This window comes from Streptosporangium sp. NPDC002524 (assembly GCF_040295985.1).
Classification (GTDB): Bacteria; Actinomycetota; Actinomycetes; order Streptosporangiales; family Streptosporangiaceae; genus Streptosporangium.
Genome location: NZ_JBEOWK010000045.1, coordinates 1 through 13,521, shown reverse-complemented (window position 1 = coordinate 13,521; position 13,521 = coordinate 1). Strand labels below are relative to the sequence as shown.

At 72.1% G+C, this 13,521-nt stretch carries 13 protein-coding genes, 1 tRNA gene and 1 riboswitch; of the genes, 3 read left to right on the top strand and 11 right to left on the bottom strand.

Annotation, left to right across the window (positions count from 1 at the left end):
• Nucleotides 1-32 precede the first annotated feature (32 nt).
• Nucleotides 33-145, bottom strand: a riboswitch (SAM riboswitch).
• Between the two features lie 52 nt (nucleotides 146-197).
• On the top strand, nucleotides 198-719 hold the full coding sequence (locus ABT053_RS41490; RefSeq protein WP_350977286.1) for a DUF402 domain-containing protein: 522 nt from the start codon (nucleotides 198-200) through the stop codon (nucleotides 717-719).
• Between the two features lie 134 nt (nucleotides 720-853).
• Here ABT053_RS41490 and ABT053_RS41485 read toward each other — a convergent pair whose 3' ends face one another.
• Nucleotides 854-1,606, bottom strand: coding sequence for an ABC transporter permease (locus ABT053_RS41485; protein WP_350977283.1), 753 nt, complete (start codon nucleotides 1,604-1,606; stop codon nucleotides 854-856).
• Nucleotides 1,599-2,642, bottom strand: a complete 1,044-nt coding sequence (locus ABT053_RS41480; RefSeq protein WP_350977281.1) for an ATP-binding cassette domain-containing protein — start codon at nucleotides 2,640-2,642, stop codon at nucleotides 1,599-1,601. Before ABT053_RS41480 ends, ABT053_RS41485 begins: the two co-directional genes overlap by 8 nt.
• Nucleotides 2,643-2,742: 100 nt before the next feature.
• On the opposite strand from ABT053_RS41480, the gene ABT053_RS41475 reads away from it, so the two are divergent.
• Nucleotides 2,743-3,480: a TetR/AcrR family transcriptional regulator gene (locus ABT053_RS41475; RefSeq protein ID WP_350977280.1), complete on the top strand. Its 738-nt coding sequence runs from the start codon at nucleotides 2,743-2,745 to the stop codon at nucleotides 3,478-3,480.
• A 133-nt stretch (nucleotides 3,481-3,613) separates the two neighbouring features.
• Here the strand turns inward: ABT053_RS41475 and ABT053_RS41470 are convergent, their stop codons facing one another.
• From ABT053_RS41470 to ABT053_RS41440, 7 genes are all read right to left on the bottom strand, one after another.
• Complete coding sequence (locus tag ABT053_RS41470) at nucleotides 3,614-4,387, bottom strand: enoyl-CoA hydratase-related protein (RefSeq protein WP_350977278.1); 774 nt, start codon at nucleotides 4,385-4,387, stop codon at nucleotides 3,614-3,616.
• Between the two features lie 59 nt (nucleotides 4,388-4,446).
• A complete protein-coding gene (locus ABT053_RS41465; protein WP_350977277.1) occupies nucleotides 4,447-5,214 on the bottom strand; it encodes an ABC transporter ATP-binding protein in 768 nt (255 codons plus the stop codon).
• A gap of 130 nt (nucleotides 5,215-5,344) precedes the next feature.
• Nucleotides 5,345-6,514: an ABC transporter permease gene (locus tag ABT053_RS41460; protein WP_350977274.1), complete on the bottom strand. Its 1,170-nt coding sequence runs from the start codon at nucleotides 6,512-6,514 to the stop codon at nucleotides 5,345-5,347.
• A gap of 70 nt (nucleotides 6,515-6,584) precedes the next feature.
• Nucleotides 6,585-7,688 carry an ABC transporter substrate-binding protein gene (locus tag ABT053_RS41455; protein WP_350977273.1) on the bottom strand — a complete coding sequence of 368 codons (1,104 nt, stop codon included), beginning with the start codon at nucleotides 7,686-7,688 and terminating at the stop codon, nucleotides 6,585-6,587.
• Entirely contained in the window at nucleotides 7,688-8,863 is a 1,176-nt protein-coding gene (locus ABT053_RS41450; RefSeq protein WP_350977272.1) for an agmatinase family protein, read from the bottom strand. The genes ABT053_RS41455 and ABT053_RS41450 overlap by 1 nt, the downstream gene beginning before the upstream one ends.
• Nucleotides 8,864-9,098: 235 nt before the next feature.
• Nucleotides 9,099-10,346, bottom strand: coding sequence for a nitric oxide synthase oxygenase (locus ABT053_RS41445; protein ID WP_350977270.1), 1,248 nt, complete (start codon nucleotides 10,344-10,346; stop codon nucleotides 9,099-9,101).
• A 277-nt stretch (nucleotides 10,347-10,623) separates the two neighbouring features.
• Nucleotides 10,624-10,696 (bottom strand) — tRNA-Asn (locus ABT053_RS41440).
• A gap of 170 nt (nucleotides 10,697-10,866) precedes the next feature.
• Between ABT053_RS41440 and ABT053_RS41435 the strand changes: the two genes are divergently transcribed.
• A complete protein-coding gene (locus ABT053_RS41435) occupies nucleotides 10,867-11,178 on the top strand; it encodes a YtxH domain-containing protein (RefSeq protein ID WP_344748905.1) in 312 nt (103 codons plus the stop codon).
• 211 nt (nucleotides 11,179-11,389) lie between these two features.
• Here the strand turns inward: ABT053_RS41435 and ABT053_RS41430 are convergent, their stop codons facing one another.
• Together ABT053_RS41430 and ABT053_RS41425 are read right to left on the bottom strand one after the other, a co-directional pair.
• A complete protein-coding gene (locus tag ABT053_RS41430; RefSeq protein ID WP_350977268.1) occupies nucleotides 11,390-11,851 on the bottom strand; it encodes a hypothetical protein in 462 nt (153 codons plus the stop codon).
• Nucleotides 11,848-13,149 (bottom strand): MGH1-like glycoside hydrolase domain-containing protein, encoded by a 1,302-nt coding sequence (locus tag ABT053_RS41425; protein WP_350977266.1) that lies wholly within the window; start codon nucleotides 13,147-13,149, stop codon nucleotides 11,848-11,850. Before ABT053_RS41425 ends, ABT053_RS41430 begins: the two co-directional genes overlap by 4 nt.
• Nucleotides 13,150-13,521: the final 372 nt, after the last annotated feature.

Sequence of the window (13,521 nt, the reverse complement as noted above, 5' to 3'; positions counted from 1 at the left end):
ACTCCCGGGCATGTCTCGGTGACCCTTGAGGGGGTCCGCGCTTGCGGCACGCCCACCGTGCCGCCTGGTCTCCCCCGGGGGCACCCCGCCGCGGTGCGAGGGTTGCCGGTCAGCCAGCCGGGGCTTCTCACTGACACTCTTAACCTATTTAGAAGGTAGGAAATACATGAATCTCTGTCAAGCCTTAATGTCGGGGAATGTCCTATGAGAGCGTGAACGTGGTCTACCGCAAGTACGACGGCTCACTGCACTGGCACCACCGCGGCCTGCTGCTCGGCGAGGACGAGCACGGTGTGTGGACGGGGTGCGTGGCCGACTCCAGCGGCCACAAGGGCGACGGCCCCGCGGTCGCCTGGCCGCATCCGTTCGTGATGCTCTTCCCCCGCGACGCCTGGTGGACGGCCGCCTTCAACGCCGCCCCGCACAAGCACGAGATCTACTGCGACGTCTCCACGGTGCCGGAGTGGAAGGACGGCGAGGTCACCATGGTCGACCTGGACCTCGACGTGATCCGGACCCGCCGGAACCTGCTGAAGGGCCGCGCGAGCCGGGTCTTCCTGGACGACGAGGACGAGTTCGAGGAGCACCTGGTCAAGTACGCCTACCCGCCCGGCGTGGTGGAGAGCGCCCGCGCCTCGGCCGCCTGGCTGATGGAGGCCGTCACCGCCCGCACCGCCCCCTTCGGGGACACGCCGCACTGGCTCACCCTGGTCAGCTGAGCCGGCCACCTGGCCGCGGATCCCGGGATCCGCAGCCGGATGCCACCGGGCCCGCCCTCGGGGCCCGGTGGCATCCGGCACGACGCCTTGCGTAAAGGTCCGGCGTGACGCCTTCCGTGAAGGGACCCGTTGCCTCAGCGGGCGCGGCGGCGGAACAGCAGGCCGGAGAGAATCGCGGAGACCAGCAGGAAACCGCCGCACCAGGCCAGCGCCTTCCACGGGTCGCTCCCCACCGGCTGACCGAGCAGCAGGCCGCGCACGGACTCGATGATCGGCGTGGCCGGCTGGTTCTCCGCGAACCCGTGCAGCCACGCGGGCATGGTGTGCACCGGGACGAAGGCGCTGCTCGGGTAGGGCAGGAACATCACGAGGAAGGTGAAGCCGCCCGCCGCCTCCGGCGTCCTGGACAGCAGGCCGACCACGGCCGAGACCGCGGAGACGGCCAGGACGAACACCACCAGGATCCCCGCCGCCGCGGCCCAGCCGGACAGGCCCGCCTCCGCCCGGAAGCCGAGCAGAAACGCGACGACGAACACGATGACGAGCGAGGCGAGGTTGCGCACGGTGCTGGCGGCCACGTGCCCGCCCAGGAACGCCCCGCCGCCGACGTCCATCGACCTGAACCTGTCGACGATCCCCCGGCTCATGTCCTGGCTGACGGCGACCGCGGTCAGGGAGGCGCCGTAGGACGCGCACATGACGAGGATGCCGGGGACGGCGTAGGTGACGTAGTCGACGCCGGTCTGGATCGCGCCGCCGAACAGGTAGACGAACAGCAGCATGACCAGGACGGGCATCAGGAACGAGGTGAGCAGCGCGTCGAGGTTGCGCAGCGACAGCCGGACGGCACGGCCGGTCATCACCGGCCAGGCGACGAGTTCAGACACCGGCCCGCTCCCCGCTCGCCGGCCCACCGTTCGCCGGCCGACCGTTCGCCGGCTCCCTGTTCATCGGCTCCCCCTTCGTCGAATCCCTGTTCGTCCGCCCCCCGCTCGCCGGCTCCCTGTTCGTCAGCGCGAGGAACGCGTCGTCGAGCGTGGCGCCCCGCACGGTGAACCGCTCGACCGCCGAACGCCCCGGGTCGACCTCGTCCAGCAGCGCGCGGATCTCCGCGGCGCTCCCGCCGGTGGCCGCCCCGACGGTCAGCCTGCCGGGATCGGTGTGGACGGCACGCGCCCCGAGCAGGCGCGTCACCTCGGCGAACGACCGGGCGTCGGCCAGGACGAGGTCCAGCCGCCAGGCGGCGACCCTCGCCTTGAGCTCGTCGGCGGTGCCCTCCGCCACCACGCGCCCCCCGTCGAGCAGCGCGATCCTGTCGGCCAGGCTGTCGGCCTCCTCCAGGTACTGGGTGGTCAGGAAGACCGTGGTGCCCGACCCGGTGAGGCGGGTGATCACCTCCCACATCGCCTGCCTGCTCCGCACGTCGAGCCCCGTGGTCGGCTCGTCGAGAAAGATCACCGAGGGCGCGCCGACGAGCCCCGCGGCCAGGTCCAGGCGTCGCCACATGCCCCCCGAGTACGTGCCTACCCGCCGCTTCCCCGCCTCGACCAGGTCGAACCGCTCCAGCAGCTCGGCCGCCCTGCGGCGGGCCCCTCCGCGTGACAGGCCGGACAGCCGTCCCATCATCCGGAGGTTCTCCTCGCCGGTGAGCAGCTCGTCGACCGCCGCGTGCTGGCCGGTCAGGCTGATGGCGCGGCGGACGCGGCGGCGGTCGCGTACGACGTCGAACCCGGCGACCGTGGCCCGTCCCGCGTCCGGCGCGACCAACGTCGCCAGGGTGCGCACGGTCGTCGTCTTGCCCGCGCCGTTGGAACCGAGCAGCGCGTACACGCTGCCCTTGGCGACGCGCAGGTCGACACCGGTCAGCACGGCGACCCGGCCGTAGGACTTGGTGAGGCCGGACACCTCTATCGCTGGTTCCACTACCCCTCCTGTGTATGGCGTACGCTCTACTGTTTATGGCATACGCGATATTGCGTAAGGTATACACTCGCAGGAAAGGACGGTCAAGCCCGGGAGCGCGATGGAAGTGCCGGAGAGCGTGGAGATCGCCTGGGGCCTGCGCGAGCGGCCGGGCAAGGGTCCCAAGCGCACCCTGAGCCTGGAGCACATCGTGGAGGCGGCCCTGCGGGTGGGCTCCGCCGACGGGCTCGCCGCGGTCTCGATGAGCAAGATCGCCGCTGAGCTCGGCGTCTCCACGATGGCTCTCTACCGCTACGTCTCCGCCAAGGACGACCTGCTCACGCTCATCACGGACGCGGTGCTCGGCCCGCCCCCCACCCTCCCGGAGCCGGGCGACGACTGGCGGCGCGGCATCCACCGCTGGGCCGCCGCCATGCGCGCCGCCCTGCAACGGCACCCCTGGTCGCTGCGCATCCCCATCACGGGCCCGGGGATCATGCCCAACCACGTCGCCTGGCTGGAGGCCGGGCTGCGCTGCCTGCGCGGCACCGGGCTCGACCCGGGCACGAAGATGGCGGCGCTGCTGCTGGTCAACGGCTTCGTCAGGACCGAGGTGGCGCTCCTGGCCGACCTCCAGGAGGCCTTCGACGCCTCCCAGGTCACCGACGAGGAGATGCTGTCCGATTACGGCCAGGCGCTCGCCAGGCTCACCGACGCCGAGCGCTTCCCCGAGATCCACGAGCTTCTCGAAGGCCGGGTCTTCGACATGTCCAGCGGCCCCGAGGACGAGTTCGACTTCGGCATGGAGCGCATCCTCGACGGCCTCGCGGTGCTCGTCACCGGAGAGTCGCCCGCCTGATCCCGGACGGCCTCACCCCACTCGCGCCGGACGCCATCCCACCTCGGCGTCCCGGCGGCGTCCCGTGCTCCACGGCATCGCGCGCTCGACGAAACGGAAGGCCGCCGGGACGTTCGAAAGACCTACACAGGACCTACAGGGGCGGGAAACCGGGGGCGCGGCGCTCGACGAAGCTGGCGACGCCCTCGGCGAAGTCCGGCCGGCCGAAGGACTCGGCCATCAGGCGCGTCGCGGCCCGCTCCGACGCCTCCAGGCTCTGCTGCCAGTCACCCCAGACCTGACGCTTGATCACGGCCATCGAGGCCGGGGAGCTGTGCGTCGCCAGCTCGCGGGCGTAGGCGAGCGTCTCCTCCATCAGCCCCTCCCCCGGCACCGACCGCCCGGCCAGGCCCAGCTCGTACGCCTCGGCGCCGGTGAACGTACGGCCCGACAGCAGCAGGTCCATGGCCCTGGCCTGACCGATCAGGCGAGGCAGGACCCACGACATGCCGTACTCGGCGATCAGGCCGCGCCGGGCGAAGGCGGTGGTCCACTTGGCCTCGGCGGCGGTGAAGACCAGGTCGCAGAGCAGGGCGTGGACCATGCCGAGCCCGGCGCAGGCGCCGTTGACGGCGGCGATGACCGGTTTGCGGATCGTGGTCGGGAAGGTGGTGGGACGCGGGTCGGGCTGTCCCGCGTAGGAGCCGTCCTGCAGGGCGGTGAGCGTCCGGAAGTCCGCACCGGCGCAGAAACCCCGCCCCGCGCCGGTGACCACGATCACCCGGACCTCGGGGTTCTTCTCCGCGTCGGCCAGCTGGTCGAAGTAGCGGCGGCCCATCTCGTCGGTCCAGGCGTTGAGCCGGTCCGGGCGGTTGAACGTCAGCGTCAGCACGCCCCGCTCGATCGACGACAGCACCAGATCGACCATCCCGCATCTCCCTCGAAAGCCGACCGGGACACCCGCCCGGAGAGTCACAGAATATCGTTCTACACCTTTTCCCTCTCCGGCGTCAGCATGTGCGAGCGGACCAGGTCCTCGACCGTGGCGCGCAGTCCCAGGAAGGAGGAGGTCCGCTTGACGGTGAGCGCCCGGTAGGCGGGCAGGCCGATCGGGACCTCGGCGGCGACCCTGCCGGGACCGCAGGCGAAGACGAGCACCCGCTGGGCGAGCAGGACGGCCTCCTCCACGTCGTGGGTGACCATCAGCACGGTCGTGCCCGTGTCGCGCCACACCTCGCGCAGGAAGAGCTGCATGTCCTCCTTGGTCTGTACGTCCAGCGCGCCGAAGGGCTCGTCCAGCAGCAGTACGGCCGGCTCGCACGCCAGTGCCCTCGCGATCGCCACCCGCTGCCGCTGCCCCCCGGACAGCTGCCGGGGCAACGCGCCCGCCAGGGCCGACAGCCCGACCTCGCCGAGATACCAGCGGACCCGCCGCTCCCGGTCCGCCCGGGAGATCGGCAGCAGCCGCAGCCCGAAGGCCACGTTCTCGGCGACGGTGAGGAAGGGGAACAGCGCGCCCGACTGGAAGACCAGCCCGCGCTCGGGCCCCGGGCCGGTGACGGGTTCCCCGGCGAGCGAGATGGATCCCGCGCTCGCCGGGGTGAGCCCCGCGATCAACGACAGGAGCGTCGACTTTCCCGAGCCGCTCGCCCCGACCACGCACACGAACTCGCCCGGCTCCATCGACAGGTCGATGCCGTCCAGGACGCGCGTGGTCCCGTAGTCCTTGGCCACGCCGCGCAGCACGAGCGTCATGCCGCCCACCTCCGTAAACGGTCACCCGGCACCCACGACGCGGCCCGCACCACCCGCGACGCGGACCCCGGCACTCGCGACGCGGACCTGGGCACCCGTGACGTCGACCCCGGCACCCGTGCCATGGACCTCACACCACCCACCTCCCGAGGCGATCGCGCAGGACGCGCAGCGCCACGTCGATCAGCAGGCCGACGACCCCGATCACGATGAGCACCGCGAAGATCTTGTCGGTCTGCAGGAACCGCTGGGCCCGGACGATCCGGTAGCCGAGTCCCGACTCGGCCGCGATGAGCTCGGCCACCACCACGAAGTTCCACGCGGCGGCGGCGTTGATCCGCGCCGCGTCCACGACCGCCGGGAGCGCGTACGGCCAGGTCACCTTCCTGAGAATCTCGCCGCGCCGGGCACCGAGGGTGGCCGCGGCCTGGCCCAGCTCGCCGGGCACCCGCCGTACGGCGTCGGCGACCATCAGCGTGTTGAAGAACACCACGCCCAGCACGAGAATCGCGATCTTGGAGGGCTCGCCGAGACCCAGCCAGATGATCAGCAGGGGGATGAAGGCCGCGGCGGGCATGTAGCGGAGCAGGCCGACGACCGGTTCCAGCAGCGCCAGCGCCACGGCCGAGGTGCCCATCGCGACGCCCAGCGGCACCGAGATCAGCACCGCCAGCCCGAACCCGGCACCGACCCTGCCGAGGCTGGCGAGGGTGTCGTCGAGCAGCTGTCCGGTGCCCAGCATCTCCGCGAACGCCTCCAGGACGGCCAGCGGGGAGGGCAGGAAGGTGGGATCGACCAGCTCCGCCGAGCAGACGGCGGCCCAGAGGGCGAGCGGGAACAGCACCGAGGCCACCCGCAGGCCCCAGCGGGCCCGGACGGACGGCCCCTGCCTGTCCGATCGCCCCTGCCTGTCCGATCGCCCCTGCCCGCCGGCTCGGCCCCTCCCCGCGACCGGCCTTTCGCCTTCGACCGGCTCTTTCCCCTCGTCCGGCCCTCCGCCTTCGACCGGTCCCTTCCCCTCGACCGGTCCCTTCCCCTCTAGCGGCCCGTTCCCGCCGGACGGGTCGGAGCCGGAGCCGGGGCGGCGTCCCCGGAATCCCCGGAATCCCCGGAATCCCCGGAGGTGTCCTGGCCGGTCCGAACGCCGGGGCAGCGGCTCCCAGTCCCGCCGCCCCGCGTCGGGGGACGCGACGGGCTCGGCGGTCCGCGCGCTCATCAGGGCCTCGACCTTCCGGGTGGCGAGCAGGGCGAGCCGGACCCGCCCCGGCCACAACCGGTCGTCGCCCGGCGCTGTCTCCATGTCGGCGCTCCCGTTCTCACGGCTTTCACAGCTCTCGCGGCTCTCGCGGCTCCTGCGGCCCCGGCGGCTCTCACGGCTTGAGACTCCTGACGAACTTCGGCTCGAACAGGCCGTCCAGCGAGGGCTCGGTGTCGGCCAGGCCCGAGTCGACGAGGAACTTCGCGATCAGGGCGGCCTGGTTGTCGAGGTGGTCGCCGGTGTCGCCGGGTTCGAAGGCGGCGAGGTTGTCCTCCAGGGAGAAGATCGTGGTCCCCGCGTCGTAGCTCGCGTAGTCGGCCTCGCTCACCCCCGCCCGCTTGGCCATGATCGCGGTGGCGTCGGCCTTGTTGGCGGCGATCCACTCCAGGGTCTCGAACCAGGTCTTCACCAGCGCCTGCACCTCCTGCGGACGCTCGGCGACCAGCGAGGCGGCCACCACCAGATGGTCGGGGACGGCCCCGGGGAAGTCCTTGGAGGTGGCGATCGCCGTCGAACCCGGCAGTTCCAGGGCGGTGGTGGTGAAGGGCGCGAACACCCCGACCGCGTCCACCTGGCCCGCCTTGAAGGCCGCGGCGGCGGCGTCGGTCGGCAGCGGCTTGAAGGTGACGTCCTTCTCGGTGAGCCCCGCCTTCCGCAGCGCGAGCAGCAGCAGGTAGTGGTCGACCGTCCCCTGCTCGGCCGCGACCGTCTTCCCCTTCAGGTCGGCCACCGCGGAGATGCCGGACCTGGCGATGATCTGGTCGTTGCCGGTGGAGTTGTCGTTGACCAGCACGATCGTCTGCTTCGCCCCGCCGGACACCGAGGCGAGGGTGTCGTTGAGCGTCTGGCTGTTGGCGTCGACGTTGCCGGTGGCCAGCGCGGTCAGGCTGTCGGTGTAGCTGTCGAAGTACTTCAGCTCGACCTCCAGGCCGTTCTTGGCGAACAGCCCCTTCTCCTGGGCGACCTGCCAGGGGAACCAGCCGGGCCAGGCGGAGAAGCCCAGCGTGAGGGTCTTCTTCCCGCCGGAGGCCGCGGGCTCGGCGGCCCCTCCCGGGGCGGACGCGCACGCCGCGCAGACGGCGAGCAGGCAGAGCGGGACGAGCAGGCGAAGCGGGACCCTCGACCGGAGCGGAGGAAAGGCGCGGAGCAGACCGGGCGACCGAAACGAGCGGAGCAGGCCGAGCGGACGGAAGGTGACGAGCGGGCGGCGGAGCATCAGGAGGCTCCCTTTCTCGCGGGCAGGTGCCCGGAACGGACCAGGCAGCCGAGGGTGTCGCAGATGACGCGGGTGGCGATCAACGAGGTGATCTCCGCGTTGTCGTAGGGCGGGGAGCACTCCACGACCTCGATCCCGGCCAGCGGCGCCGCGTCGGCGATGATCTGGATGAACTTCAGGACCTCGCGCGGCAGGAAGCCGCCGGGTTCCGGCCAGCCGGTGCCGGGGACGAAGGCGGCGTCCAGGCAGTCGACGTCGAAGGAGAGCCACACGGCCTCGGCGTCCTTCCAGGCGACCTCCAGCGCGCGCTCGGCCGCCGCCTCGATGCCCATCTCCACGCAGTCGGTGACCGTCATGATCGTGGTGCCGCGCTCGCGGCCGACCTTCACCCCGGGGCGGGGCGCCTGCCAGCCGCCGATGCCGATCTGCACCAGGTTCTGCGGCGGCACGTTGGGGATGTCGGTCGCGTGGAACCACGGCGTGGTGTGCATGCGCTCGTCGAGGTCGGTCTCCTGGGTGTCCACGTGCCGGTCGAAGTGGATGATCCCGAGATTGCCGGAAAGGTGCTCGGCCACGCCGCGCACGGTCGGGTACCCGATGGAGTGGTCCCCGCCCAGGACGACCGGGAACGCCCCGCTGGAGTAGACGTGCGAGACGGCCTTGGAGATCTGGTCGAAGGTCTTCTCGATGTTGCCGGGGATGGTGAACACGTCCCCGAGGTCGGCCATCGTGATCGACTCGCGCAGGTCCACCCCCAGCTCGAAGCTGTAGGGGCCGTACAGGGCGGAGATCTTCCTGATGCCCTGCGGGCCGAAGCGGGTGCCCGAGCGGTAGGTCGTGCCGCCGTCGAAGGGCGCGCCCATGATCGCCACGTCGTACGCGCCGCAGCGCCGCACGTCCTCGACGTACGGGGCCTTGAGGAAGGTGTTGATCCCCGCGAAGTGCGGCAGCTCGCCCCGGGAGAAGGTCGGGATGCGCCGGTCGACGATGGAGTCGGCGCCCTGCAGGCCCACCTCCAGGGCCCAGGCGATCTCGCGTTCCCAGTTGGTGGTGGGCAGTTCGGCCTCGCGGTCGACGGCGAAGCGGGCCTCGGGGCCGTACCGGCCGGGGCCCGAGGGGGCCGCGCCGGAGGGGCCCTGGCGGGCGGGGTCGGAAGCGGACGGGTGCCAGTGCATGGAGCTCCGATCAGCTCGGAACCCGGCCGGAGGGCAGCCGGGGTCGGCCGGCCTCCCGGGCTTTTGTCCCGCCGTGGAACGGCCGCGCGGCCGCCTGCACCTCTCGGACCAGTCCCGCGCCGACGCCGTACGGCCTCACGGTCGTGACGCCCGGCGTCGGCGGCGGCGGAACCCTAGGTGCGCCCCACCATGAGGTGGGTCACTGCAAGTGCATCGCCGGTACGTTTCCTCCGGATTAACACCCCGTTGCAGTCCAGTGACCGAGTGCACGCGCCAGGGAGTCCGGATGGTGGACGAAGTTCGGCGAGAGCAGCCGGTCCTCGTAGTAGCGGTGGAAGACCGGCGTGGCCGAGGACGACATGGGAGGGACGATCCAGGTCCAGTCGGCCGGGCAGACCCGTCCCTCCCTCTCCTCGCGTTCCACGTGCATCAGGAAGTGCCTGGACTCGGTGTGGTGGTCCGTCATCGTCACCCCCGCCCGCTCGAAGGAGTGCAGGACCGCCACGTTCAGCTCCACCAGCGCGTAGTCCCGCCAGAGCGAGCGGTCGCTCCCGGTGTCCAGTCCCATGCGCCGGGCGATCAGCGGCATCAGGTCGTAGCGGTCGGTGTCGGCCAGGTTGCGGGCGCCGATCTCGGTGCCCATGTACCAGCCGTTGAACGGGGCCGCCCGGTAGCAGATCCCGCCGATCTCCAGGCACATGTTCGAGATGACCGGCACGGCGTGCCAGCGCAGTCCCAGCTGCTCGAACCACGGGTGGGCGGGGTGCGAGAGCGCGACCTCCAGCACGGCGTCGCCGGGGATCGTGGACAGCAGCGGCGGCCCGTCCCCCAGCGAGATCGCCAGCGGGAGGACGTCGAAGGGGCTTCCGGGGCCGCCCGGCCAGCCCAGCTCGCGCAGCGTCGCGGTGAAACCGGTGTACCGGGGGTCCCCGACGACCGAGCCGTCCTCCATCGCGTACCCGGCGTAGCGGATGAGCTGCTCGTTCCAGATCCGCGGCCCGGGGACCCCGGGCCGGTCCTGGGGGAAGACGGTGATCGTCGGGCGGATCCGGCGGCTCGGCGCCGCGTCCCGCAGGTGGTTCACGCACTCGACGGCGACCCCCTCCGCCGTGGTGACGTGCCGCCGGTCGCGCACCCGCAGCGAGCGCCAGTACAGGCGCCCGATGCACCTGCCGCTGTTGCGCCAGGCCACCCTGGCGCCGAAGATCAGCTCACCGGGGGTGTGGGTGTACGTCCCGGTCCTGGCGATCTCCTGCCGGACCTCGCGCAGGCGTTCGCGCAGGACTCCCGCGCCGGGATTCTCCGCGTGGAACAGCCTGAGATAGTCCTCGGCCGCCGCCACGTCGACCGGGGCCACCTCGTGGGCACCCCCGAGAACGGCGGGGACACCGGAGACGCCGGGGACGCCGGGGGCACCGAGGAGACCGGGGACGTCGCGGACCGGATCCGGCGCACGCCGCCGGGACCTTCGCCAGGTCAGCACAGAAAGACCGCCAATTGTGGCTCACGGGCACGGCGACCGTTCCGGGCGGCGCAGATGCCCTGGACGCGGCGGCCCTTCCCCGCTGCGATCGCTGTTGTCCGCGGCAACCGCGCGTCGGCTCACTCACCGCGATCAGGGCGGCACCGGGCGCGGCGTTCCTCATTTTCTGTGATTCACCGTGGTTTGTCCGGCGAATCGCGACGTGAGAGGCCGTCCGGATCGGGCCGAAAGAACGGCGAAGGCCCCGGAAGCGGGGCTTCCGGGGCCTTTCAACGAGCTCCCGCGATAGGACTCGAACCTATAACCTGCCGGTTAACAGCCGGCTGCTCTGCCGATTGAGCTACACGGGATTGCGCTTTGCGCTGGTCGGACCGGGTGTTCCCCGTTCCTTGCGGCGCAGGAATAGATTAGCGCACTCCATGGGTGTGTGTCGCATCGATACTCCGGGGTAGGGGCGAGACGAGGCGATCCGCGAGTGATCACAGGACAGGGTCCGCGGAACATGCTTGTGGAGGTGGACATGCGTTATCGACTGATGCTCGGAGTGGGATTCGCGGCCGGCTACATCCTGGGAAGCCGCGCCGGACGGGAGCGGTACGAGCAGATCAAGCGGCTGGCCCAGCGGGTCTCCGACAATCCCGCCGTGCAGGAGACGGCCGGCCTGATGGGCGCCAAGGTCTCCAAGGCGACGGGGGTGGCGAGGACCAAGGTGAGCGACGTGGCCAGGAACCGGCTGCCGTTCCTGCGCTCGGCCAACGGCTGGCACGGCGAGGAGCACGACGACACGGGCACCGGCTGGCCGGAGAACCAGAGGACCAACGCGCCCTACTGACCCCTCCAGCCGCCGCCCCGTCGGCACCCACGGGCCGGGAACGGCCCGCCGGTGCGAAAGGCCCCACCAGGGGCCTTTCGCGTTTCCAGGGTCGATCTTCACTCGCCCCGCCCGCACGCTCGAACAGAGACCGGACTCGCGTGGAAATCCGGTTCCTACGGGAGCGGGGTGGCTCGTACCGGAACGAGCCGGTCGCCCCGGCCCCTGGATCTCAGACGCCGAAGCTCCGGCGAGTCTCTTCAAGCGCCTGCTCCGCCAGGGCGCGCAGGCCGGGGTCCTCCGGGTCGAGACCGGCGTCGAAGACGAACTCCCAGACCAGCTGATCGGTGTCGGTCTTCCTCGCCACCAGCCGCACTCCCCCTCGCGCGTCCAGCGGGACGTACTGGTTGACCACGATCGAGGCGGTGACCCGCTCCCGCACGGTCTCGGGGATCCGGCCGGGCTCGGGCAGCAGGGCCCGGTGCGACCGCCCGTCGGTGGTGCCGACCGTGAGCCCCTCCTCGTCCCACACCCCGCGATCCACCCGGAACCAGGGCAGGCGCTCACCGCCCAGATAGAGGGCCTTGTCCGCGGCGATCACGTAGCCGTCGGGCCCCTCGGCGTAGGTGAGCACCCGGTCACCGGGCACGACGGCCGCGCGGACCTCGGAGGGCATGCGATTGAAGAGCTTCACCGTTCCACGGTATCCGCCAGCAGGTCGAGGGTGAGCGCGGCCGACCAGGAGAAGTCCCGGCTGCCCCGCCCGCTGCCGTCGAAGGGGTCGAAGCACTCGCGGAACCCCGCCTGCCGTACGAGGCGCAGGGTGCCCGAGCCGAGCACCCGCACCAGCCCCGCCAGGTCGTGCGCGCCCGCCGCCCGCCGCAACAGCCAGTTGGTGTTCACCCAGGACGGCCCGCGCCAGTAGCAGGACCGGTCGAACTGCTGGGCGCGGATCTCGCAGCTCGGCACCGGGTATCCGGCGGCCCCCATGAAACGGGCCGACTCCAGCACCCTCACCAGCTCCGCGACCCGATCGGCGGGCATCTCCCGGTCGAGCATCGGCCCGAAGCAGCCGACCGTGCAGACGGGGCTGAGCCGCTCTCCGCGCAGGTCGCGGGCGCGGAAGACGCCGTCGTCCCAGAGACGCTCCAGCAGCGCCGCGCGGATCCGCTCCGCCGCCTCCCGGTACGGGCCCGCGTCCGCGCCCGCCACCGGGGCCAGCTCGGCGAGAGCCTGGCAGGAGGCGAGCCAGATCCCGTTGAACATCGGGTCCTCGACCGCGAACGGGTGCTCGTCCCGAAGGTAGGCCGGATCGTAGCCGGAGTCCCGGTAGCCCAGGACGAGGGCCATGTAGCGGTCGTGGCGGCTGTCGGGAAGCCGGTCGGAGGGCTCCCCGCGCCGCCGGTAGGCGTGGCGTACCGAGGGCAGCGCCTCCAGCGGCGCGTCCCAGGCGGGGCTGTCGTCCATCCCGGACTCCCAGGGGTGCACGATCGCGGCCAGCCCTCCCCCGCCGAGGTCCCTGGAGGTGGCGAGGTAGTCGTGCTGGGCGGCGAGCATCGGATAGATCCGCCGTACGAGGGCCACGGCCGTGTCGCGGTCGGCCGCGTGCCGCCAGATCCACCACAGGGCCAGCGCGTGCAGCGGCGGCTGCGTCAGCCCGGAGGTGCACACGGCGTTCGGGGCGGCCGGATGGTCCGGGGAGCGCCAGACCGAGGGGCCCGGGAAGTAGTTCTCCGCGTGGACGGGACGGAAGACGATGTGCGGCACCATCCCGGTGCCCCACTGCCCCGCCAGCAGGCTGATCAGCTCGGTCCCGGCCCTGCGGGTGTCCCAGCGGGCCAGGCCCATCGCGACGAAGGTGGAGTCCCAGTTCCACTGGTGGGGGTAGAGGCCGGGGGCGGGGACGGTCGCGGACCCCGTCCAGTTCGCGTCGAGCACGGACCACGCCTCGCGCCCGAGCGCGGCGTCGTCGACCGCCGCTCGCGACTCCATCCGCCCAGTCTGCGCCTGTATCGGCCGGGAGAACAGCCCGGCCCGCCTCCAATGCGCCGGGAGGGGTGACGTGCGGCGCGGGGAACGCCCCGGTCCCCCGGGACGAGGGCCCCTGTCTCCCCGGGACGAGGGCCCCGGTCTCCCGAACGAGCACCCCGGACGATCACGACGGCGCGCTCCCCCGGACGACGCGGCCCCCGGACGGCAGGGAATCCCGGACGGCGCGGCCCTCCTGACGACGCGGCCCCCGGACGGCGCGGCCCCCGGACGGCGCGGGCCCCGAACGGCGCGGGGGCCGGGGCCCGGCGGGGCGCGGGGCCCCCCCCCGGGGGGCGGCCCCGGCCCCGCGGCGGCCCCCCCCCCCGCCGGGGC